Source organism: Geodermatophilus sp. YIM 151500 (assembly GCF_025716945.1).
Classification (GTDB): domain Bacteria; phylum Actinomycetota; class Actinomycetes; order Mycobacteriales; family Geodermatophilaceae; genus YIM-151500.
The window spans coordinates 543,691-564,843 of sequence record NZ_JAOVZT010000001.1 but is presented as its reverse complement, the minus strand read 5'-3'; the positions used below and the strand labels follow the sequence as shown (position 1 = coordinate 564,843).

Here is a 21,153-nt window from a genome sequence, read left to right as displayed (position 1 = left end):
TGGCCAGGTGCACCTGTCGCTGGACCGCTGCCCGGTCATTGCCGCCGGCGATGCGCAGGGCCCGTGACACCAGCGCGGCGACGTGGCGGGTGAGCGCCTCGTGCGCATCGACCGGGTCGGGCTCGCCGAGGGACACCAGCTCCGGGTCCGTGCTCGCTAACCGACCGTGCAGTGCCGCCGTCAGCAGGTGTTCGTACAGCCCTGGCGCCAGGTCTCCCACGGACGGACCGTAACCGGAACGCCACCGTCGGCTGGTATCGCCACTCGGCTAGCGGCCACCGACGCGCGAATCGGGCACCACGGGTAGTGCGTTCGCGGTGGCGACCGCGCGTCGACGAACCTCTGTCAGCTCGGCGTGGAAGGCGTTGCGGCTGTTGCCTTCGGGACTTTCACGACCAGCGGGGACGTCACCGTGGTCGGCCGTCGCGCTCGCCGTCGACGATTTTCGCGACGAAGAGCTGGCCAGGAAGATGCTCTACGTCGGGCTGTCGCGGGCGCGGGACCTGCTCGTCGTATTGGGCGACTTGGACCTGATCCGGCGGGACGCTCCTATGACACGTCAAGCCGCTTCCGGTGGTGATTCGAGGCGTCGGTCGAGCTCGCGGGCGATGTAGCGCTTGAGGCAGCGCTTGATCTCGCGGTCGGTCTTGCCGTCGGCTCGGCGGCGGTCGGCGTAGGCGCGGGTGCGCTCGTCGCGTTGCAGCCGGGTGAGGACGACGGTGTGCAGGGCCCGGTTGAGCTGGCGGTCACCGGAGCGGTTGAGCCGGTAGCGCACGGTCTTGCCCGAGGACGCCGGGATGGGGGCGGTGCCGGCGAGCATGGCGAAGGCGGCGTCGTCGCGGCAGCGGCCGGGGTGGGACCAGGCGGTGAGCACGGTGGCGGCCACGATCGGACCGACTCCGGTCAGCTCGAGCAGGTCTGGCCGCCAGGACCGCACGATGGCGCGGATGGCCTTCTCGTGGTCGAGCGCCTCGGCCTCGAGGAAGCGGATGCGCCCGGCGAGGTCGTGCAGCACGGTCAGCGCGGTGAGGGCCTCGACGTCCCCGCTGCTGGCGCCCGGGCGCAGCCGCGCAGCGGTAGCGATCATGGCGCGGGTGGTCTGCCCGCGGAACCGCGCCCGCACCACCTCGGGAGCGGTGATGACCAGCGCCAGCAGCTGCCGCTGGCCGGCGGTGGCGGCCTCCACCGCGGCGCGGCGGGCGGTCAGGCGCATCTGCAGCGCGGCCCGCTCGGCGCCGGTCTTGGGCTGGGCCAGCCGGCCGCGGGCGAGGGCGTCGCGGGCGGCGCGCTCGGCGTCGATCGGATCGGACTTCGCCCCGGCCCGCCGCGCCGGGCGCTTGGGCCGGTCGAGTTCGACGACCAGCTCGCCGGCGTCGGCCAGGTGCCGGGCCAGGCCGGCGCCGTAGCCGCCGGTGCCCTCCATCGCCCAGGCGCGCAGCCCGGCGTGCGCCTCGGCCAGGGCGACGAGTGCGGTGTAGCCGTCGGGATCGGCGGGCACCGTCGCGCGGGCCAGCACGCCGCCGGTGCGGGCGTCGAGGACCGCGGCGGTGTGGGTCTGGCTGTGGGTGTCGACGCCGATGACGACCTCGACCAGCTCTGCCAGCATGGTCATGCGTTCTTCTCCTTGACCGGGGGGACGCAGCAGGTCCCGGTCCGGTGCGGAGATGGCAGGACTGTGATGAGACACGCCAGCGCCTACTGGCGGTCAAGCTCCTGATCAGGCCAACGTCTCCGGCCGGGCCGGTGCCGGCAGCAGCAGGCGGACAAGTCCGGTCAAAGGCACGAAGCCAGTCAGACGAAGGGTCACGCCCACTGCTGCCGACCGTCAGCCCATCACCCGTGAGCCGACCCGGCCAGCCTCACAGTCAGAGGAGGTCGTCGTCCGGCGGCTCACCTCCGGAGGTGGGTAGCCCGACGACGTCGCACCCGGACGGGGAGCCTGGGGCATCGGAGACGCACGAGGTCGCCACGCCTGCACGGCGGTTGGGGATCCCACCGCCGTCCGCGCGAGCACCTAGCGTCAACCCCCGATGACCGTGACGCCACCTGCTGCCTCGCTCGCGCACGGCGTCCGCACGGGGGAGGACCACGACATGACTGCCGCCAGCAACCAGCCCGTGCCGGTGTGGACGCTCGCCACCGAGGAGGTGGACGTCCCGGATCTGATGACCGACGAGGTGATGACACCGGCGCGCCTCGCCGAGCTGCGAACGGCCCTGGCGGCCATGGCGGACACCCCGATCGCGACGTTGGAAGCGCGTCCCATCGCCGAGCAGCGTGAACGCTCCGGTGGCATCGCGCTGACCGCGGTCAGCCCGCTCGCGCAGGAGTTGTCGCAGCTCGTGGCGCGGACCGCCACGTCGTCGCCGACTCGCGACGTCGTCTCGGGCAGCGGCGAGGTGCTCTTCCGGATGGTCGTGCCGGCGAAGGTGGCGGCCCAGTTCGGCGAGGGGCTCATCCGCTCCATGCCCTCGAAGCAGGTGGCCGGCGGTGTCCGCAGCGCTCTCATGGGACCCGCCGGAGTGGCAGCGCACGCCACCTTCGTCCCCGTCGCAGGCAAGGCGGCGGCGGCCGGTGCGGCGGGGGGCTCGGCCGCGACGGCAGGAGTGGCCGCAGCCGGCGCGGGGGCCGCGACGGTGGCTGCGCCGCTGGTGCTGATGGCCGTGGCCGTCGCCGTCAGCGCGCACGCCGACCACCAGCGGCAGGCGGCCGTCGAACGCATCACCGACCTGCTGGAGCGACTGCACGAGGCGCGGCTGGACGACGAGCGCGACGAGCTCGGCGGCTGCCGCGAGGCCATTGACAAGGCCACCTCCGTCCTGCTCGACCAGGGCCGCATCGGAGCATCGCTCGGCCTCGACTCGGCGGTGCACGCGATCGGCACGTCGATCGAGAAGACACGGAGCCGGCTGAGGAAGTGGCAGACCGCCCTCGCCGATCTGCCGGACGGGCCGGTCGACATCGCGTCCCTGACGAAGGCCTTCCCTGGCATCGACGGCGACGGCGGCGCCTTCCGCGCCCACCTGGAGATCGCGAGACTGGCGATCGCGCTCAAGCGACGCGTGCTCGTCCTCCAGGCCGTCGAGCACTCGCAGCAGGAGGGTGCCAACCACCCCTTCAAGGCCTTCCTCCAGACCCTGCAGGGCGACGAGCGACGCGTCGACGAGCTCGAGCGCGGCATCTCGTCGGTGCTCCTGCGGCTGTCGAGCCTGAAGCTCAAGCCCTCCGGTGGGTTCCACAGCCTGATGTGGACCCAGGGAGCCGTGGACGATCTGCTCAGGAGCGCCTACCGCCTTCGTGCGTTGGGTGAGGGCGTCGCCGGTGGGACCGGCCGGTCCGACGTCGCCATCGACATCGAGCGGCGTAGCGATGGATCGCTGGTGGTGTTTCCCGCCGTCGCTGCATGACGGCTCGGAGCCGAGTTGCGGCTCCCTTCGCGGTCGGGGCGCTCGTCGCTCGCAAGCGTGACGGCGGCAACAGGTCCGCCGCGGGCTTGACCACGCCGCGTTCTCACATTGACTCGCGCGGTACCACCGGCGCCACGGTGCCGGACGTCGGAACAGCCGCACCGGGCGGCCGGTGGGTGACTGCTCGAGCCCTGCAGGGGATGGGCGCGCAGCTGTTCAGCGAGGACCGGGCAGGTCCTCGAGGTCGAAGGCGGCATGCAGCGCCGCGGTGAGAGCCGCTTCCTGCTCCGGGCGCAGTCGGCCGATCTGCCGACCGAGCGCCGACTTCGGCACGGTGACGACGTTGTCGCAGCTGACGACGCTCGGATGGTCGAGGCCGTTGGCCGGGCCGACGGGCACCTCTGTCGAGAGGCCGCGGATGGTGCTGGTGATGGGCGCGACGGTGACCCGTGAGAGATGCGGGCGCACGAGTTCCCGGGTCAGCACCAGCACGGGTCGGGTCTTGTCCAGGTGAGCCAGATGGATCGGACGCATCAGTCGAGGTCGTCGAGCGGCGTCCGGGCGGCGTGCTCGGCGAGTGCGTCCAGATCGTCGTCCTCGGCGGCGGTGGCCAGGATGGCCGCGTCGCGCGCGGCGATCTCACGGCGCCGCTCCCGCTGGAGCGCCTGACTGACGACCGCGGCGCGCGAGGGAGCGCGGCCGTCGGCCACCAGTCGGTCGATGAACTCGACGAGTTCCTCGGGGAGCCGGATGGCGATCTGCGTGCTCATCCAGCCATGGTACCGCTGTGGGATGCACATTGTTACCACACGCGCAGGGCCTGACAGCACCGTGGTTCTCCGGCTGCCCGCTACTCGCCAGGGTCATCGCGTAACACGTCGCGGGACGCCGCTTCGGTCGGTGGCACACCAGGTCAGGACGGTGACGTCTTGGGAAGGCCACCTCGGTCGCCGCGGTGGCCAGCTTGGAGCCGCAGGTGACGAAGTCTGTCAGCTCCGGTCCGAGCGGCTCGGCCGTGGCCAAGTGGACAAGGTGAGAATCTGCGCTCGTCTGTGTTGTGCCGCGCAGGAATCGACCTGCAGTCCCAGCCGATGCCGCCGACGTGCGCTGAGCTGGCCAGCGCCGCTGCCGCACCCCTGCACGGAGAGCTGGTCGGCGCGGGAGGTTCCGGGACGGCGTCGTCCGTGACACCCTCCTGAGGCTCTGCACGCCGCACCACGGGGGAACGTTGCCGTACTCAGTCCTGCAGGTCGTCGTCCGCTCGATGAGGGGCTGAGGCGGTGTACCGCGTCGACGGGCGGCTGGTGCTCAGCCCCAGTGACCTGACCCGGCACCAGGAGTGCACCCACCTCACCGCGCTCAACCTGCAGGTGGCCGACCGCGTGCTCGACCCGCCGGCCGAGGGCGTCAGCGACCAGACCGTGCTCGTCGCCGACCTCGGCATCGCCCACGAGCTGCGCTACCTGGAGTCGCTGGAGGAGCAGGGCCTCGACGTCGTCCGCCTCCAGGGCCGGCGCAGCGAGGCAGCCACGCTCGAGGCGATGCGCGCCGGCGTCGACGTCGTCCACCAGGCCACCCTGTTCGACGGCACCTGGGGCGGTCAGGCCGACTTCCTGCTCAAGACCCCGGCGCCGTCCGACCTCGGCGACTGGTCCTACGAGGTCGCCGACGCCAAGCTCGCCCGCCGCGTCAAGGTGCCCGCCCTGCTGCAGATGGCCACCTACGCCGACCGGCTCACCACCCTCCAGGGCCGCGCACCCGAGCGCATCTGCGTCGTCACCGGCGACGGCGAGACCCGCCCGTGGCGGCTGGTCGACGTCGCCGCCTACGCCCGCCGCGCCCGCACCCGGCTCGAGGCCTTCATCGAGCACCCGGCGATCACCGAACCCGTCCCCGTCGCGGCCTGCGACCGCTGCACCTGGCAGCCGAGGTGCGACGCCGAGCTCCGGCAGCAGGACGACCTCAGCCTGGTCGCCGGCATGCGCCGCGACCACCGTGCCGCCCTCCGCGACGCCGGCGTCGCCACCCTCGAGCAGCTCGCCGGCGCGACCGACGACGTCCTCAAGACCACCGGCATCGGCCGGGCCACCCGCGAGCGCCTCCGCGACCAGGCCCGCGAGCAGCTCCGCGGCCGACGGGAGGGCCGCCCCACCCGCACGCTCCTCGCGCCCGCGCCCGCCCAGGGGCTGGCCCGCCTCCCCGCGCCCAGCCCCGGCGACCTCTACCTCGACTTCGAGGGTGACCCGCTCTCCGGCGACGGCCAGGGCCTGGAGTACCTGGCCGGCCTCGGCGACCGCGCCGGCCGCTTCACCGCGCTCTGGGCGCACGACGCGGAGCAGGAGAAGCGCATGGTCGAAGACCTGGTCGACCGCCTCGTCGCGGCGTGGCGGGCCGACCCCGGCATGCACGTCTACCACTACGCCGCCTACGAGGTCAGTGCGCTCAAGCGGCTCACCGGCCGGTACGGCGTCCGCGAGGCCGAGCTCGACGCGCTGCTGCGCGCCGAGCGGTTCGTCGACCTGCTGCCCGTCGTCTGCCAGTCGATGCGGATCAGCAAGGAGTCGTACTCGATCAAGAAGGTCGAGGCCTTCTACGGGCGCGAGCACACCGGCGACGTCGCCGACGCGATGTCCAGTGTCGTCGAGTACGAGAAGTGGCTGATCGACCGCGACCCGGCCCGCCTGCAGGCCATCGAGGACTACAACCGGGACGACGTCGACTCGACCCGCGAGCTGCACGACTGGCTGGAGACCCAGCGGGCCGAGCTGGCGGCCGAGCACGGCGAGCTGGCGCGCCCGATCGTCTCCGACGTCGACGCGCCGGTACAGCGGTCGGACGCCGAGCTCGCCGAGCTGGCCCTGGTCGACCGGCTGGCCGACGCCGGGCACCCGCTGCTCGGCGACCTCGTGCAGTGGCACCGCCGCGAGGCCCGGCCCGGCTGGTGGGAGTTCTTCGCCCGCGGCGAGCTGGAGGACGAGCAGCTCGTCGAGGACCGCACCGCGCTCGGCGGGCTCTCCTGCGGCGCCGAGGTCGGCACCGAGAAGCGCAGCAAGCTCTACGCCTTCGACTTCTCGCCGCAGGACACCAAGCTCTCGGTCGGGTCGAAGGCCTTCGACGTCGACACCAAGGCGCGCGTCGGCGAGGTGCGCGAGATCGACGCCGTCGCCGGGCGGGTCGTCGTCAAGAGCACGAAGGCGCCGGACGCCGTCCGCGGGCTCGGCCCGGAGGGACCGCTGGACGACAGGCCGATGCGCGAGTCGATCGCCGCGACGGCGGACGACGTCCTCGCCGGGAGGCCATGCCTGGGGCAGGCGCTGCTCGACCGTCGAGTCCCGGCCGGCACCCGGCGGCTGCCGGGGGAGGAGGCCGGCGACGCCGTCGTCCGGCTCGGGTTGACGCTGGACGGCGAGGTGCTCGCCGTGCAGGGGCCGCCCGGCAGCGGCAAGACGCGGGCGGCGTCGCGGCTGATCCGCGCGCTGCTGGACGCCGGCAAGAAGGTCGGCGTCACGGCGACCTCCCACGCGGTGATCGGCAACGTGCTCAGCGCGGTCGGGCGGCCGGCGCTGCAGAAGTGCGACGAGCACCAGGCGTGCGGGGCGCCCGGCGTCGAGTGGTCCAAGGACTCCGGCGACGTCGCCGCCCGGCTGCTCGACGGGTCGGCGTCGCTCGTCGGCGGGACGGCGTGGTTCTGGTGCCGCCCGGAGCTGGCCGGGGCCGTCGACGTGCTGGTGGACGACGAGGCGGGGCAGTTCTCGCTGGCCAACGCGGTCGCCGTCGCCCGGTCGGCCCGCTCGCTGGTGCTGCTCGGCGACCCGCAGCAGCTGGCGCAGCCGACGCAGGCCGTGCACCCCGGCGAGTCGGGGCTCTCGGCGCTGGAGCACCTGCTCGAGGGGCACCCGACCGTGCCCGAGGACCGCGGCGTCTTCCTCGACCGCACCTGGCGGATGCACCCGGCGCTGACCGCGTTCGTGTCCGACCTGGCCTACGAGGGGCGGTTGGAGTCGGCTCCCGGCCGGGAGCGGATCGCCGTCGACGGGTGGGCCAGCGGGCTCGCCGTGAAGTTCGTGCGGCACACCCGGCCCTCGGCGGCCGCGTCGGCCGAGGAGGCTGCCGCCGTCGCCGGGCTGTGGCGGTCGCTGCAGGGGGTCGGTTGGGTGGACGCCGCGGGGGAGCGGTCGGTCATCGGTGCGGACGACGTGCTGGTGGTCGCGCCGTACAACAACCAGGTCGGGCTCATTCGCCGGCTGCTGCCCGACGGCGCCCGGGTGGGCACCGTGGACAAGTTCCAGGGGCAGGAGGCGCCGGTCGTCGTCTACTCGATGACGTCGTCCAGCGCGGACGACGCCCCGCGCGGCATCGACTTCCTCTACGACCTGCACCGGCTCAACGTCGCGGTGTCCCGGGCGAAGGCGCTGGCCGTCGTGGTGCTGAGCGAGGAGCTGCTCGACGCCGCGGTCCGGACGCCGGAGCAGCTGCGCCAGGTCAACGCCCTGTGCCGGCTGGTGGAGATGGCCACGTTCGTCGGGTGACCCGGCCGGACGCGGGTCAGTCGAGCGAGAACACCAGGAGCAGGGCGTCGTCGATGTCCTGCAGTCTCCGGCCGCTCACGCGGCCGACGAGCTCCCCGAGGCGCTCGAGCACGACGGCGAGCTGGGTGCCACCTCGGGTCGTCGGAGCCGGACCGCCGCGTGCCGCCCGTAGCGGCCGGTCAGCGTCCGGCGTCGAGGTGCCTGGAGAGCGCTCCCAGTCGATCGCTCGACCGGTTCATCCGTTCGCCCCACCGCTGGAACTCCCGGCGGGCGGCCACCCCTGGCACGCTTCGGCATCCGGAAGGCTGGTGCGCCACGGCCGGTTGCCGGCCGGCCGGCCGCGAGCAGGGCCGCGGCGGCCGCGCATCTTCGTAGGCTGATCGCATGGCGAGTGCGCCGAACCAGCAGGCTCCGCCGGTGACCGCGGCGCAGCTGATCGACCTGCCCGACGACGGCCTGCGTCACGAACTGGTGGAGGGGACTCTGCGCACGATGACGCCAGCAGGAGGTGAGCACGGGCGCATCGGCGCACGCCTGCTCATCCGCGTCGGCGTGTTCGTGGAGGCCCAGCAGCTGGGTGAGGTGTTCACGGCCGAGACGGGGTTCTGGCTGGCGCGGGACCCGGACACGGTGCGGGCGCCCGATGTGGCCTTCGTCCGTGCCGACCGCGTGCCCGACGCCCGTGTCCCGGGTTTCGTGCCGCTGGCGCCCGACCTGGTCGCCGAGGTCGTCAGTCCCACCGACCGCGCGGTCGAGGTGGCAGGCAAGGCCCTGTCTTGGCTGGATGCCGGGGTGCGGCTCGTCTGGGTGGTCGATCCCGAGAACCGCACGGTCACCGTGCACCGGCCGGACGGGGCCAGCGTGCTGCGGGCTCAGGATGTGCTGCACGGCGAGGACGTGCTGCCGGGGTTCGCCCTGCCGCTGCGCGAGCTGTGGACCTGATCGACCTCCGCGTCACACAGCTGATCCGGCAGACTGCCGCGGCCCGGACTGTCGCCCCACCCACCGACCGGACGTGGAGTGCTGGGCGGGCCCCGGAGCGCGCCGGTCCGATGGTCACCGGCCACCCGGGATGCGCCGGTGGCGCAGGCCGAGGGCGTGGGCTTCCCCGGTCGCGGAACCCGTTGCCCGACGGCGCGGACGTCGGCACCCCCTCCCGCGGCACCGTCCGCGGCGGGGGAGTGGTCGACCGCGGCTCGGCGTCGGCGCCGAACCCCGAGACGACGCCTTCGAGGCCCCAGTCGACGTCGTCGTGGTCGCTCGGCCTCCCGGCCGAGGGATCACCTGCCCCGTGCGGCGGACACGAGGCGCCGTGTGCCGCGCCGGGCGTCGGTGCACCGGCACCTTTTGCTGCGGCAGGTTACGGGGAGGCGTGGTGCAGATTCGCGAAGGAGCAGGTCGGTGACGGCGCGCCCAGCTGACAGCCTCCGCGATGTGCGGCGACGGCTGAGCATTGCTCGCCGAGTTTGGTGCCGACCTGCCGTATCGACGATCCGCTATGACCCACCGGTGCCGGTCATCGCGTCAGCGGGCAGCCTGCTGCGGGAGGCGCGCAGCCGGGCAGGCATGACGCAGGCCGAACTGGCCGCGCGAGCCGACACCACACAGAGCGTGGTCAGCGCCTACGAGTCGGGTCATCGCCAGCCGTCCCTGCCGGTCCTGCTACGACTGATCGCCGCCACCGGGCACGCGCTCGAGGGCGGCCTGGTGGCCACGAAGCGCGGACAGCCGGTGCCGCTCGCCGGAACGCTCGGGCGACGGGTGCGCCGGCACCGCCGGGAGATCGTGGGCATCGCCGAGCGCTACGGCGCCCGGAACGTGCGGATCTTCGGCAGCGTCGCCCGGGGTGTCGAGCGGCCCGACAGCGACATCGACGTCCTGGTCGATCTGCCCCTCGGCACCGGCCTGTTCACGCTGGGGGTCTGCGTCGGGATCTGGAAGACCTCTTGTCCGCCCGAGTCGACGTGGTGCCCGCGGGGGGGCTGAAACCGGAGGTGTACGACCGCATCGCGGCCGAAATCGTCGCGCTGTGACGCGGTACCGCCGTCAGCGCCTGCTCGACGTGCTGGCCGCTCTCGATGCCATCGACTCCCACGTCGGCCGCGGTGATCTCTCGGACGGCATGGTTTTCGACGCGGTCCGCGTGCGACTGATCGAAATCGGCGAGGCGGTCAAGGCGCTGCCGCGCGACCTCCTGGCTTCCGAGCCCGACCTCCCCTGGTCGAAGATCGCGCGGATGCGCGACCAACTCGCGCGCCGCTACTTCGACACGACGCACGCGATCGTCGCCAGCACCGTGACGCAGGACCTGCCACGCCTCCGTGAAGCCCTCACCCGGTTGCTCGGCGCCGTCGGGGACAGCTGACCCGCGCTGACCGCGTTCGTGTCCGACCTGGCCTACGAGGGGCGGCTGGAGTCGGCACCCGGGCGGGAGCGGATCGCCGTCGACGGGTGGACCAGCGGGCTCGCCGTCCGGTTCGTCCGGCACACCCGGCCCTCGGCGGCCGCGTCGGCCGAGGAGGCAGCTGCCGTGGCAGAGCTGTGGCGGTCGCTCCAAGGGGTCGGCTGGGTGTACGCCGCCGGTGACCGCTCGCTGATCGGTGCGGACGACGTGCTGGTGGTCGCGCCGGAAACAACCAGGTCGGGCTCATCCGCCGGCTGCTGCCCGACGGCGCGCGGGTGGGCACCGTGGACGAGTTCCAGGGGCAGAGGCTGGCGGTCGTGGTGCTGTGCGAGAGGCTGCTCGACGCCGCCGTCCGCACGCCGGGGCAGCTGCGCCAGGTCAACGCCCTGTGCCGGCTGGTGGAGATGGCCACCGTCCTCGGGTGACCCCGCCGGGGCGCCGGCGGTGTCGGCCGGCGCCTCCTGTGCCGTGGTCAGGGTGCGACCGGGTTGATCCAGGTGAGCCCGGGGAAGCGGGCGAAGTCGGAGTCGGCGCTGACGACGGCCAGCCCGTGTTCGAGGGCGAGCGCGGCGAGCGCCGCGTCGGTGACCAGGTTGCCGCGCAGGTCCAGATCGCTGACGAGCTGCCCGAGGATGTCCCGGTATCCGCGGCCCGGCTCCGGCACCCACGCGGCGGGTGCCTCGAGCCAGTCGGTGACGAACGCCCACGCCTCGGCCGGTGCCAGCGGTGCCGGCAGCGCCCGCGGGTGGGTCACGATGCGCACGAACGCGATCAGGGACTGCCACGGCAACCCGACCCGGCGCGAGCCGTTGAGGGCTCCTTCGAGCCAGTCGCGCGCGGCGGCATGGGCCCGCGCGCGTTCGTCGACCGCGTACAGCAGGACGCTGGCGTCGACCAGCATCACCGGCTCGTGGGGCCGTCGAGGACCTCGAGGGCGTCCGCGACGCTGGAGACGTCGATACCCACCCCGAGCGAGGCAGTGCGCTGCCGGAACGGCGGCCTGGCCGGCTGGGCGAGCAACCCACGGCGGACCAGCTCGTTCACCGCCTCGGACACGCCCATGCCGCGCTCCCGGCGGAGGGCCTCGATCGCGCGGGTGGTGTCGGCGTCGAACTCCACCGTCGTCCTCATGCGCCAAGGGTAGCGCGCACGTGCGCTGAACCACGCACGCACGTGCGCGACCAGTGGTGGCCGTGGTGCCCCTCCCAACCGGCTGTGCTCCCAGGTTGTCGCGAACGCGGGGAGATGGCGCCGACGTGCTCGCCGCAGCGACCGGAGCGGAGGCGTCCGCGCTGGTCTCGACGTGGGCGCTCTCGACGAGGCCGGCGCCTAACGTGAGCGCAGCGCCTCGAGCCGCGGTGGCGGCGCTGGCACGCCGTCCGCCCCGTCGCGGCCGCCGGCGCGAGGTGGTGGGTCAGCCGTGCAGGAACGCCACGACCGCCGAGCTGAGCCCCTCCGCGATCGCCCGTCGTCCCTGATCGCTGGTGAGGAGCGCCGCGTCGTCGGCATTCCGCAGGTTGCCTGCTTCGAGCATGACCGCGGGCACGTCGGCGCGGTTCAGCGTCCCCAGGTCCCTGCGGACGTCGATGCCCTGTTCGCCCAGGTAGTCGGACGTGGGTAGGCCGGCGGCGACGAGGGCGTCGCGGACGGCGATCGCGAGCCGCTGGCTGTCAGCAGCGATGTCGTCGGTCCAGCCTTCGATCAGGCCGGGGGTGATGACGTGGAAGCCACGCGCCCCGGGCGCCGCGCCGTCGGCGTGCAGGGACAGCAGGAGGTGCGCTCCTGCGCGGTTGGCGATCGCCGCGCGCTCGTCGATGCACGGCCCCCAGCCCTCGTCGGCCTGACGGGTCAGCTGCACATCGGCCCCCAGCGCGAGCAGACGGTCGCGGAGGGCCAGCGCGAGCAGCCAGTTGACGGTCGACTCCGCGACACCCGAGTCGGTGGCGGTGCCCGTGGTGTTGCACTGCTTGGGAAAGCCTCCGGCGTCGACCGGACGGTTGATCTCGGACGGGTAGCGCCCGTTGTCCCGGTTGTGCCCTGGATCGAGCACCACGATCCTGCCGGCGAGCGGAGCATCCGACGACGCCAACGCCAGCGGCGACGCCGACGGCTCGGCGGGCGCGGACGGCTCGGCGGGCGCGGACGGCTCGGCGGGCACGGACGGCTCGGCGGGCACGGACGGCTCTGCGGACGCCGAGGGCGATGGGACCGTGGGCGCGGTGCCGGCGATCGGTTGCCGGGCAACTGCCGCTCGCTCCCCGCGCTCGGAGGGTCCGGCGGCCATCCCGCAGCCGCTGACCACGACGAGAAGGGCGGCCGCGGCCAACGTCGAGCGGCACGCGTGCCGCCGGCCGTGGTGCGCCACGTCGCCTCCGATGACAGCCGGGACGCCGGGTCGTGACGGCGTCGGAGAGTCCAAGTCGATCATCCGGAGCCCGCTGCGGGTAGCCCTCGTCCGAGTGCTCCACGGTGTGTCGAGGCAGCCGGTGCCCGCGCCGTCCTGGAGAGGGCTGCACCAGCTCGCGGCGTGGAACTCCTCGTAGCCGTGCCCGGCTACTGGTAGGGCTGTGGACCGGCTTTCGTCCCGGTGCACGCCCGGGGTAGGCAGGTGCTGCGCCGTCGAGCGGCTCGTGCGCCCCACGTGCCGGTTACGGCGCCGACCGACGTGTCCGTACACGAATTGCCGGCTGAGGATGACTTCCTCCTGCCGCGGGAGTCTGCACGGCGGAACCCGTGGCCCCGACCGAGGAGGACGCATGAGCGGGACCGACGTGGAGCAGCCCGGTGTGGTCACCGTGGCAGCGGTACCGACCGCCGTCGTCCGCGGTGAGGTGCCGGCCGACGAGCTGCCGGAGTTCTTCGACCGTGCGTTCCAGCGCCTGCCCCGGGCATTGGCCGCACAGGGAGTTCGTCCGACGAGTGCGGCGTTCGGGCTCTACCACCGGGCGCCGTCGGCGACCGTCGAGCTCGAGGTCGGCTTCGTCGTCGAGCGCGCGGTAGGGCCCGACGGGGACGTGGTGCCCGGCTCGCTGCCCGGTGGCCGCGTCGCCCGGCTCGTGCACGTCGGCGGCTTCGACGGGCTCGGGGCCTCGTGGGACAGGCTCGCCACGTGGGTGCAGGAACAGGGCCTGACGCCGGGCGAGGTGTTCTGGGAGGTCTACCTCACCCGGCCGTCACCCGACATGGACCCGGCCACGTTGCGGACCGAACTCAACATGCCCCTGTCCGGCTGACGGCGTCGCGTGCCATGCGGAGCGCATGGCGGCTGCTCCGGCTGCTCGACGGCGCGGGCCTCGACACCGCCCCGCCGCCGGCGCCCGACCCGGCCGCCGTCGAGCCCTACCGGTGGCTGCTCGCGCGGGTCGGGGACGGCGTCCGGCTCACCCAAGCCGGTTACCTGCCGCCCGCCATGGTCACTGAGACGATGCGAAGCCTCGGCTGGGAGGACCGCTGGATCGGCAAGCACAACCGGGAGGACCAGACCCTCCCCGTCCTGCTGCTCCGCGACTTCGCCCGCCGGTTCGGCCTGCTGCGCACCTCCCGTGGCGTCCTGCTGCGCACCGTGGCCGGACGGCGGCTCACCGACGACCCGGTCGGGCTGTGGTGGCACCTCGCCGAGCGCCTGCCGCGGTCCTCGACCAGCTGGGCCTGCTCGAGGGTCGCCGCTACACCGAGCGCCGGCCCGGCCCCGGTGCGGTCCAGCTGGCCCGCGCCGCGCTGATCGGCCACGGCGCCCCGGACCGGCCCGCCGGGCAGGGGACCGGCGCCCCGCAGCCGGCCGCCGTCCCCACCGACCCATCGCCGGCGGGCACCCGGCGGGACGAGACCGTCGAGCTGACCGTCGTCCTTCGCGACACCGAGCCAGCGGTCTGGCGCCGGCTGCTCGTCCCGGCCTCGCTGACGCTGCGGCAGCTGCACGCGGTGCTCCAGACCGCGATGGGCTGGCAGGACGCCCACCTGCACATGTTCGAGGTCGCCGGCGTCCGCTACGGCGACGTCGAAGACTTCCCGGACCCGCTCGGCGACGAGGACACCTTCACCGTCGCTGACGCCGCGGCCGTCGCCCAGCAATTCACGTACGAGTACGACTTCGGCGACGGCTGGGAGCACGACGTCCGCCTCGGCCAGCGGCTCGCCGCCGTGGGCTCCGGGACGCCGCGGTGCCTCGACGGTGCCCGCGCCTGCCCGCCGGAGGACTGCGGCGGTCCGCACGGCTACGCGCGCCTGCTCGCGGTGCTCGCCGACCCCGCTGACCCCGACCACGACGAGCTGCTGGAGTGGGTCGGCGGGGAGTTCGACCCCGACGCCTTCGACGCCGCCGCCACCAGCGAGCTGCTCGAGCTCTACGACCGGCACACCCGGCAGCGCCTCCGCCGCTGATCGGCCGCATGCCAGTGGCTTGCCCGGGACGACGACGAGGCGACACGCTGCCCCGGTGCAGGTACCGCTCACCGCCGAGGACCGGGCGATCCTGGCCCTCGAGGGCCCGCAGCTGGTCGGGCACACGTGCAAGGTGATCCGCCTGCCGGCCGGCGCCCCCGACGTGGCGGAGCTCCGCGACGCCGTGGCCCGCCGGTTGCCGGCCGCGCCGCGGCTGACCTGGCGACTCTCCGGCGCCGCCGACGCGCCGGTGTGGCTCCCGGACGAGGCGGTGGACGTCGCCGCCCACGTGGGCGCTGTCCGCACGGACGCACCGCTCGACGCGGCCGGGCTGCGCCGCGAGGTGGCGCGGCTGTTCGTCCAGCACCTCGACCGCAGCCGGCCGCTGTGGCGGATGGACCTCGTCGGGCCGCTGGCCGGCGGCGGCGCCGCCCTGGTGTGGCGGGTGCACCACGCCCTGGCCGACGGGACGACGGTCGTGCGCCTGGCCCGGGACGTGCTCTGGGACCCCGCCCCGGCGCCGGCCCCCCGCGCAGCGCCCGAGCCCGCGACCGCGGCGGGGGCCGAGCTCGCTAGCCCGGCGGGGGCCGAGCTCGCTAGCCCGGCGGGGGCCGGGCCCGCTAGCCCGGCGGGCGAGCCGCGGCGGCACGACCTCGCCGGTCTGCTGAGCGGCGAGCTCCTGCCCGGCCTGCGCCGCTCCCCGTTCGACGCTCGGGTGGGCCGCGACCGGGCGGTCGCCTTCGCCGCGGCCCCGCTGCCCGACCTGCACGACGCCGCCCGCACGCTGGCCGGCGCGACGGTGAACGACGCGGTGCTCGCCGTCCTGGCCGGCGCGCTGCGCCGCTGGCTGGAGCACCGGCACGGGCCGATCCACGCCCTGCGCGTCAAGGTGCCGGTCACCCTGCACCACCCCGGCGACGCCGCCGGCAACCGCGACTCGTGGTTCCGGGTCGACCTGCCGGTGGACGAGCCGGACGTCGGCGCGCGGCTGGCCGCCGTCCGCACGGAGACCGCCCTGCGCAAGTCCCGGCACGACGCCCAGGAGCTCGACGAGCTGATGGCCCGGCTGGCGCGCTTCTCGCCGCACCTGGCGCGCTGGTCGGAGCGGCTGCAGCGCAGCGGGCGGGCCTTCGCGCTCAACGTGTCGAACGTGCGGGGTCCCGACCGGCCGGTCACCGTGCTCGGCGCGCCCGTCGACACGATGCACTCGCTCGCCGAGGTCGCCCAGCACCACGCCCTCCGGGTGGCCGTGGTGTCGGTCGCCGACCGGCTGTGCTTCGGGTTCGTCGCCGACCCCGCGGTGGTCGACGACGTCGACGTGCTCGCCGCGGCCCTCGAAAGGGAGGCGTCCGAGCTGGTCCGCGCGGCCGCGCCATCATGACCCGATGACCGACCTGCACACCGCCCGCCGCTGGTGGGCCGACGGCGCGCGGGCCGTCACCGGCGCGCTCGACCAGCTGACGGACGACGAGCTCGGCCGGCCGTCGGCGCTGCCCGGCTGGACCCGCGCGCACGTCGTCGCCCATCTAGCCCGCAACGCCGACGCGCTGCTCAACCTGTGCGCCTGGGCGCGCACCGGCGTCGAGACGCCGATGTACCCCTCCCGGGAGGCCCGCGACGCCGGCATCGAGACCTCCGCCGCGGTGCCGGCCGACGACCTGCGCGCCGACTTCCGCGACAGCGAGGCCCGGCTCGCCGAGGCCGTCGCGACCCTGCCGGACGACGCCTGGACGGCGCCCGTCCGCAACGGTCAGGGCCGGTCGATCGCCGCCCGGGAGATCCCGTGGATGCGGGCCAAGGAGCTGTGGGTGCACGGCGTCGACCTCGACGCGGGCCTCGGCTTCACCGACGCGCCGGCCGACGCCCTCGTCGCCCTGGTCGACGACGTCCTCGCGCTGTTCGCCTCCCGGGACCAGACGCCCGACGTCACCCTCGTCGCCACCGACGTCCAGCGCACCTGGGGCGCGGGAGCCGCCCGGCTCGAGGGCCCGGTGTCGGCGGTCGCCGCCTGGCTGACCCGGTCGCGCGCCGACGGGTTGACCGGCGACGGCCCGGAGCTGCCCGCCTGGCTCTGAACGGACGGCGACCCCGCGACAACACGAGCCCGGGGACGCGTGGTGCGATGGGCGCCGCCCGCGGACGGAGGCGGCCGCCGGCCGGCAGACCGCCGGGAGGACCCATGGATCTCACGCTGCCCGTCGACCCGATCGTGCTCGCGGCCGTGCTCTGCTGCGCGCTGGTCGCGGGCCTGCTGTTCGCCTTCGCGGTCGTCGTGATGCCGGGTCTGGGCGGGCTCGGCGACTCCGAGTACCTGCGCGCGTTCCGCGCCGTGGACGGGGTCATCCAGCGGGGGCAGCCGCTCTTCATCACCGTGTGGGCCGGCTCGGCGATCCTGCCGCTCGTCGCGGTCGTGGTGCGGCTGCTCTCCGACAGCGGCCCCATGCTGGGCCTGCTGGTCGCGGCTGCCGCCCTCTCCCTGATCGGCGTCCACGCTCCGACGGTCGCGGTGAACGTCCCGCTGAACAACCGGCTGCAGGCCGTCGACGTGGGCGCCCTCGACGCGGCCGGGACCGAGCGCGAACGCCGCGCCTTCGAGCCGCGGTGGCGCCGCTGGAACGCCGTCCGCACCGTCGCGGCCGCCGTCGTCGTCCTGCTGCTCGCGCTGGCCCTGACCGGCTGACCGTCCGTCCGCGCCCGGCCGAGCGGACCCGCGGGGGTCGTCAGTCCGAGCGACCGTGCGGTCGAGGTGGCGGGCAAGGCGCTGTCCTGGCTGGACGCCGGGGGGCGGCTCGTCTGGGTGGTGGATCCGGAGAACCCCACCGTCACCGGGTACCGGCCGGACGGGGCCACCGTGCTGCTCGGTCAGCAGGTGCTGCACGGCGAGGATGTGCTGCCCTGGTTCGCCCTCTCGCGGAGCGAACTGTGGCCCTGATCGGCATCCGGGGGCGAACCGTCGACGACGCCCGGTCACACCGCCAGCGCCATGCCCTTGAACACCTGGTCACGGTGCCAGGAGACGTGTGCATGGGCCGGGAGCGGTGTGCCCGGCCGTGCGGCCAGACGTCGTCCGTGGAGGTCGTAGACCGCCCGGCCGGCCGGGGTGCGCGCCGAGAAGCTGGACGAGACGACGACCGCCCGGTCGTCGTCCAGACCGAGCATCCCGCGATCGAACAGCTTGTGGTGCAGCATGCACAGCGCCAGCCCGTTGTCCAGGTCGTCCGGGCCGTCCACCGCGAACCAGCGCACGTGGGCGGCCTCGATGCCGACGGGCACCCCGGCCGCCTGGCCGTCGTAGCCGCAGAAGGCGCACTGCCGGTCCCAGGCCTCCAGGACGTCGGCTCGCCACGTCGCTCGCCGCCTGCGCTCCGTCGCCGTCTCCGCGGCCGGGAACAAGGCCGGCGCCTCCGGGTCGAAGCCGACCGCGGCGAGCACGTCCGCCCCGACCGTCGGGGGGAAGTGGCTGTCGACGAGCGCCCGGGCGACCGTCGCGACGACCTCGGGACGGCTCCGCAGCGCGGCCTCGAGCGACGCCTCGAACTGACCCGTCACCGCGCCGGCCCGCAGCGGCCGCAGGTTGTCCATCTCGACGTCCCGGTCCAGCGTCCACACGCCGTCGGCACGCAGCCGGGTGAACGGGTAGGCGGCGCTCTGCGCCGCGCCCGTCTTCGACGGCGGACCGAACTCGCCGATCAGCTCGGCCAGCCGCGTCTCCGCGGCCGACCACGGCAGCCGGCTCGACCCCGTGGCGGCGAGCCGCCCGAGCGCGAGGAGCACGAGCAGCGGCTTGTGCGGCGACCGCTTGCCGTCCCGCTGGTGCTGCCGCAGCGACGACAACCGGTCCAGCACGTCCGCCACCACGACGACGCCGTCCGTCACGCGCTCACCATGCCTGCCCTCGTCATCGCGGCAAGCCGACGCGCCTCGTCGACGACGTGCCAGAGCGCCACTGCACGAGGCGGTGGCCGACATCGGTCTCTCGATCGCCACAATCGCCCCATCCGCAACCGGCGACCTGAGAATCCTCGTGAGTCCCACGAGGGGCCGTCACGCGTCCTTACGCTGGGTCGGGACCACCATGGAAGGGACGCGCCTGTGAGTAAGCACCTGCTCGACGAGACGGCCGAGTTCACGATGCCCCGGCTGGCGCGGCACGCCGCCCCGGAGACGGGCGAGCTGGACATCACCCAGCGGTTCGACTCGGGCCGACAGCGGCCGCGTCCCGCGCCCGCACCTCGGCAGGGCGAGGACGCAGAGGCGCGCTGACCGCGGCGCACTCGCCGGCACCGGTTGCGACCGGTGCCCGCGGTACCACCGCCGACGGACGTCGCCTCACTCAGGGGAGGGTCGCAGCTCCCACGGCGTCCCGTGGTGGTGACGGCGGCATCGCGGGGACGTCGCCGACGCGGGCGCGGGCCGCGGCGAGCAGCAGCCGGGGGCCGAACAGCGCCGACGGCCGCTCGAGCATCCCGTAGACCCGGATGCAGACGTCGGCGACGGAGGGGTCCTGGGTGACGGCGAGGCCGAGCCGGTCGAGGTAGCGGTACTGGGCGCGCAAGAGGGCGTTGGGTCGCGTGCCGGTGGTCGTCGGGAAGCGCAGGTCCTCACCGGTCGACTGCATCCAGGGGGAGGCGGTGACCCGGGCGAGCCGGCGCTGGAACCGGCCGGCCAGCGCGTCAAGCCCCGCCGGACCGCGCCGGCGGAGGCAGGCGTCCAGCGTCTCGGCCGCCAGGGCGGCCACGGTGATGCCCTGCCCGTAGACCGGGTTGAAGACGCACGCCGCGTCACCGAGGACGACGAAGCGCTCGGGACGGCGCCGCATCCGCTCGAAGTGCCACCGCCGGTTGCTCGTACCGCGGTGGACCCGGACGGGCGACAGCGGTTCGGCGTCCTCGATCGCCTCGGCGAGGACCGGATCGCGCAGGCTCCGCGCGTAGGCGCGCCAGCCGTCCTCGTCGGACGGCGCCCGCTCGCCGCCGGTACCCGTCAGCGTGACCAGCCAGCGGCCGCCCTCGACGGCGAACAGGGAGCCGCTGCGCCGGATCGACGGCGGCCGGGTGGTGAGCATCACCGCCTTCCAGTCGGCGGCGAAGTCGTCCGGGATCCGGAAGAGGCGACTGCTGTAGGTCGTGCCCGATCCGATGTGCTCCCGCGCGGGTGCCGCGAAGCCCAGGTCCCCGAGCCAGGCCACGGCGCGCGACCCGCGCCCGGACGCGTCGACCACCAGATCGGCGTCCAGTTCGATCGCGCCGTCCGGCCCGTCGACCGGCCGGGCGGTCACCCCGGTGACCGCGCGACCATCCGGCGACGCGATCAGCGCGGTGACGTCGTGGCCGTCGAGCACGGCCACCCGGGGCTCCGCTCGCAGCCGGCGGCGCACGGTCGCCTCCAGCAGCGGGCGGCTGGCCGACAGCGCTTCCCAGCCGGGCGCCCGGCGGTCGACCCAGCCGCAGGGGTTGAGCATGAGCAGGTCGGCCGGCAGCCGCATCGGCACGGCCCCCGCCGCGCGGAGCTCGTCGCCGTAGCCGGGCAGCAGTCGCTCGATGACCCGTCGTCCGCGCCCCAGGACGAGGTGCGGCTGCCAGTCCTGCGGCACGCCCCGGCGGTGCTCCGGCGCGTCGGCGAGCCGGTCCCGCTCCACGACCAAGACCTGCTCGAAGTGGTCGGCGAGCACGCGCGCCGCCAGCAGTCCGGCCATGCTGGCGCCGACGACGACGGCCCGCCGCGTGGGCGCGGGCCGGGCGCTGCCGGACCCCGTGTCGGCGGGCTGGGTGCCGGCGGCGGATGTCCTCCTGAGCACTGCTGGTCCTCCCCGGGAAGTCGGGTCCGGCCGCCGGCGCACCCGGCGGTTCCGCATCCAGCATGACCACCGTCGAGCGGGCCGGGCGGAGTCACGCGTTGCCCGGGGGTCCCGCCGGGCGGAGGGCGCCCGCTACCACGCGCGGGTCTCGATCGACCACGTCGTCCACAGGGCGCCCTGACCTGCAGTTTCGCGTTGCGAGCGTTCCTGCGGGCGGGTATCGTTCGAACATTCGATCGAAGCAAGGAGGGGTCGTGGGCGAACTGCAGTCGGCACTCGACGCGCTCGCCGCGGACGACCTCCACGGCATGTTCGGCCCCCAGCTGCTCGAGCGCGCCGCCCAGCTGCTCGCCGCGCGCAACCGCCTCGACGCGGAGCTGACCCGCACCATCCGCGAGGCCGACATGACCTCGGCGGCCGAGTTCGACGGCATGGCCACCATGCAGTCGTGGTTGCGCGGCCGAGGTCACGCCGCGCCCGGCACGGCCGCCCAGCTCGTCCGCAACGGCCGCGCGCTGGAGCACCTGCCGGCGGTCGCTGCCGCCTACGCCGCTGGTGCCGTCACGACCGACCAGGTCGACGTCGTCGCACCCATCGCCGACGAGGCGAGGAGAACGGCCGCCGGCGAGCAGGGCG

General features: G+C 74.4%; 21 protein-coding genes and 1 pseudogene. 14 read left to right on the top strand and 8 right to left on the bottom strand.

Features of this window, described 5'->3' with window-relative positions:
- Positions 1-559: 559 nt before the first annotated feature.
- The gene (locus OF117_RS02610; protein WP_263551228.1) at positions 560-1,612 is read right to left on the bottom strand and encodes an IS110 family transposase; all 1,053 of its coding nucleotides are present in this window, start codon (positions 1,610-1,612) and stop codon (positions 560-562) included.
- 418 nt (positions 1,613-2,030) lie between these two features.
- Here OF117_RS02610 and OF117_RS02605 point away from each other — a divergent pair, with 418 nt between their 5' ends.
- Positions 2,031-3,407: a hypothetical protein gene (locus OF117_RS02605; protein ID WP_263551227.1), complete on the top strand. Its 1,377-nt coding sequence runs from the start codon at positions 2,031-2,033 to the stop codon at positions 3,405-3,407.
- Positions 3,408-3,623: 216 nt separating this feature from the next.
- Here the strand turns inward: OF117_RS02605 and OF117_RS02600 are convergent, their stop codons facing one another.
- Together OF117_RS02600 and OF117_RS02595 are read right to left on the bottom strand one after the other, a co-directional pair.
- Positions 3,624-3,941 carry a type II toxin-antitoxin system PemK/MazF family toxin gene (locus OF117_RS02600; protein ID WP_263551226.1) on the bottom strand — a complete coding sequence of 106 codons (318 nt, stop codon included), beginning with the start codon at positions 3,939-3,941 and terminating at the stop codon, positions 3,624-3,626.
- On the bottom strand, positions 3,941-4,177 hold the full coding sequence (locus OF117_RS02595; RefSeq protein WP_318014209.1) for a ribbon-helix-helix domain-containing protein: 237 nt from the start codon (positions 4,175-4,177) through the stop codon (positions 3,941-3,943). The genes OF117_RS02600 and OF117_RS02595 overlap by 1 nt, the downstream gene beginning before the upstream one ends.
- Before the next feature lie 510 nt (positions 4,178-4,687).
- Between OF117_RS02595 and OF117_RS02590 the strand changes: the two genes are divergently transcribed.
- From OF117_RS02590 to OF117_RS02570, 5 genes are all read left to right on the top strand, one after another.
- Positions 4,688-7,936 carry a TM0106 family RecB-like putative nuclease gene (locus tag OF117_RS02590; protein ID WP_263551225.1) on the top strand — a complete coding sequence of 1,083 codons (3,249 nt, stop codon included), beginning with the start codon at positions 4,688-4,690 and terminating at the stop codon, positions 7,934-7,936.
- Positions 7,937-8,320: 384 nt separating this feature from the next.
- Positions 8,321-8,878 carry a Uma2 family endonuclease gene (locus OF117_RS02585; protein ID WP_263551224.1) on the top strand — a complete coding sequence of 186 codons (558 nt, stop codon included), beginning with the start codon at positions 8,321-8,323 and terminating at the stop codon, positions 8,876-8,878.
- 459 nt (positions 8,879-9,337) lie between these two features.
- Positions 9,338-9,922: a helix-turn-helix domain-containing protein gene (locus OF117_RS02580; RefSeq protein WP_263551223.1), complete on the top strand. Its 585-nt coding sequence runs from the start codon at positions 9,338-9,340 to the stop codon at positions 9,920-9,922.
- Positions 9,923-9,965: 43 nt separating this feature from the next.
- The gene (locus tag OF117_RS02575) at positions 9,966-10,301 is read left to right on the top strand and encodes a DUF86 domain-containing protein (protein WP_263551222.1); all 336 of its coding nucleotides are present in this window, start codon (positions 9,966-9,968) and stop codon (positions 10,299-10,301) included.
- A gap of 323 nt (positions 10,302-10,624) precedes the next feature.
- Complete coding sequence (locus tag OF117_RS02570; RefSeq protein ID WP_263551221.1) at positions 10,625-10,765, top strand: hypothetical protein; 141 nt, start codon at positions 10,625-10,627, stop codon at positions 10,763-10,765.
- 47 nt (positions 10,766-10,812) lie between these two features.
- Here OF117_RS02570 and OF117_RS02565 read toward each other — a convergent pair whose 3' ends face one another.
- The 3 genes from OF117_RS02565 to OF117_RS02555 all read right to left on the bottom strand — a co-directional run bounded on the left by OF117_RS02565 (position 10,813) and on the right by OF117_RS02555 (position 12,516).
- Positions 10,813-11,241: a TA system VapC family ribonuclease toxin gene (locus OF117_RS02565; RefSeq protein ID WP_263551220.1), complete on the bottom strand. Its 429-nt coding sequence runs from the start codon at positions 11,239-11,241 to the stop codon at positions 10,813-10,815.
- Positions 11,241-11,471 carry a ribbon-helix-helix protein, CopG family gene (locus tag OF117_RS02560; protein WP_263551219.1) on the bottom strand — a complete coding sequence of 77 codons (231 nt, stop codon included), beginning with the start codon at positions 11,469-11,471 and terminating at the stop codon, positions 11,241-11,243. The genes OF117_RS02565 and OF117_RS02560 overlap by 1 nt, the downstream gene beginning before the upstream one ends.
- Positions 11,472-11,754: 283 nt before the next feature.
- Positions 11,755-12,516, bottom strand: a complete 762-nt coding sequence (locus OF117_RS02555; RefSeq protein ID WP_263551218.1) for an N-acetylmuramoyl-L-alanine amidase — start codon at positions 12,514-12,516, stop codon at positions 11,755-11,757.
- A 580-nt stretch (positions 12,517-13,096) separates the two neighbouring features.
- On the opposite strand from OF117_RS02555, the gene OF117_RS02550 reads away from it, so the two are divergent.
- The 7 genes and pseudogenes from OF117_RS02550 to OF117_RS02520 all read left to right on the top strand — a co-directional run.
- On the top strand, positions 13,097-13,573 hold the full coding sequence (locus OF117_RS02550; RefSeq protein WP_263551217.1) for a GyrI-like domain-containing protein: 477 nt from the start codon (positions 13,097-13,099) through the stop codon (positions 13,571-13,573).
- Positions 13,574-13,587: 14 nt separating this feature from the next.
- Complete coding sequence (locus OF117_RS02545; protein ID WP_263551216.1) at positions 13,588-14,061, top strand: hypothetical protein; 474 nt, start codon at positions 13,588-13,590, stop codon at positions 14,059-14,061.
- Positions 13,944-14,720: a plasmid pRiA4b ORF-3 family protein gene (locus tag OF117_RS02540; RefSeq protein WP_263551215.1), complete on the top strand. Its 777-nt coding sequence runs from the start codon at positions 13,944-13,946 to the stop codon at positions 14,718-14,720. Before OF117_RS02545 ends, OF117_RS02540 begins: the two co-directional genes overlap by 118 nt.
- 55 nt (positions 14,721-14,775) lie before the next feature.
- Positions 14,776-16,101, top strand: a complete 1,326-nt coding sequence (locus OF117_RS02535) for a wax ester/triacylglycerol synthase domain-containing protein (RefSeq protein ID WP_263551214.1) — start codon at positions 14,776-14,778, stop codon at positions 16,099-16,101.
- 4 nt (positions 16,102-16,105) lie between these two features.
- Positions 16,106-16,795 (top strand): maleylpyruvate isomerase family mycothiol-dependent enzyme, encoded by a 690-nt coding sequence (locus OF117_RS02530; protein ID WP_263551213.1) that lies wholly within the window; start codon positions 16,106-16,108, stop codon positions 16,793-16,795.
- 104 nt (positions 16,796-16,899) lie between these two features.
- Entirely contained in the window at positions 16,900-17,400 is a 501-nt protein-coding gene (locus OF117_RS02525; RefSeq protein WP_263551212.1) for a DUF1772 domain-containing protein, read from the top strand.
- A 48-nt stretch (positions 17,401-17,448) separates the two neighbouring features.
- Positions 17,449-17,652, top strand: a pseudogene (locus OF117_RS02520) (hypothetical protein); the annotation flags it as partial.
- Between the two features lie 35 nt (positions 17,653-17,687).
- On the opposite strand, the gene OF117_RS02515 reads toward OF117_RS02520, so the two are convergent.
- The gene (locus OF117_RS02515) at positions 17,688-18,596 is read right to left on the bottom strand and encodes a phosphorothioated DNA-binding restriction endonuclease (protein ID WP_263551211.1); all 909 of its coding nucleotides are present in this window, start codon (positions 18,594-18,596) and stop codon (positions 17,688-17,690) included.
- 216 nt (positions 18,597-18,812) lie between these two features.
- Here OF117_RS02515 and OF117_RS02510 point away from each other — a divergent pair, with 216 nt between their 5' ends.
- Positions 18,813-18,983 carry a hypothetical protein gene (locus tag OF117_RS02510; RefSeq protein WP_263551210.1) on the top strand — a complete coding sequence of 57 codons (171 nt, stop codon included), beginning with the start codon at positions 18,813-18,815 and terminating at the stop codon, positions 18,981-18,983.
- Between the two features lie 70 nt (positions 18,984-19,053).
- On the opposite strand, the gene OF117_RS02505 is transcribed toward OF117_RS02510, so the two are convergent.
- Positions 19,054-20,517: an FAD-dependent oxidoreductase gene (locus tag OF117_RS02505; protein ID WP_263551209.1), complete on the bottom strand. Its 1,464-nt coding sequence runs from the start codon at positions 20,515-20,517 to the stop codon at positions 19,054-19,056.
- Between the last annotated feature and the right edge of the window lie 636 nt (positions 20,518-21,153).

Bases quoted from the DNA above. Each gene is read 5' to 3' on its own strand.
- OF117_RS02610 (WP_263551228.1), bottom strand. From the start codon at position 1,612: ATGACCATGCTGGCAGAGCTGGTCGAGGTCGTCATCGGCGTCGACACC.
- OF117_RS02605 (WP_263551227.1), top strand. From the start codon at position 2,031: ATGACCGTGACGCCACCTGCTGCCTCGCTCGCGCACGGCGTCCGCACG.
- OF117_RS02600 (WP_263551226.1), bottom strand. From the start codon at position 3,941: ATGCGTCCGATCCATCTGGCTCACCTGGACAAGACCCGACCCGTGCTG.
- OF117_RS02595 (WP_318014209.1), bottom strand. From the start codon at position 4,177: ATGAGCACGCAGATCGCCATCCGGCTCCCCGAGGAACTCGTCGAGTTC.
- OF117_RS02585 (WP_263551224.1), top strand. From the start codon at position 8,321: ATGGCGAGTGCGCCGAACCAGCAGGCTCCGCCGGTGACCGCGGCGCAG.
- OF117_RS02565 (WP_263551220.1), bottom strand. From the start codon at position 11,241: ATGCTGGTCGACGCCAGCGTCCTGCTGTACGCGGTCGACGAACGCGCG.
- OF117_RS02560 (WP_263551219.1), bottom strand. From the start codon at position 11,471: ATGAGGACGACGGTGGAGTTCGACGCCGACACCACCCGCGCGATCGAG.
- OF117_RS02550 (WP_263551217.1), top strand. From the start codon at position 13,097: ATGAGCGGGACCGACGTGGAGCAGCCCGGTGTGGTCACCGTGGCAGCG.
- OF117_RS02545 (WP_263551216.1), top strand. From the start codon at position 13,588: ATGCGGAGCGCATGGCGGCTGCTCCGGCTGCTCGACGGCGCGGGCCTC.
- OF117_RS02530 (WP_263551213.1), top strand. From the start codon at position 16,106: ATGACCGACCTGCACACCGCCCGCCGCTGGTGGGCCGACGGCGCGCGG.
- OF117_RS02525 (WP_263551212.1), top strand. From the start codon at position 16,900: ATGGATCTCACGCTGCCCGTCGACCCGATCGTGCTCGCGGCCGTGCTC.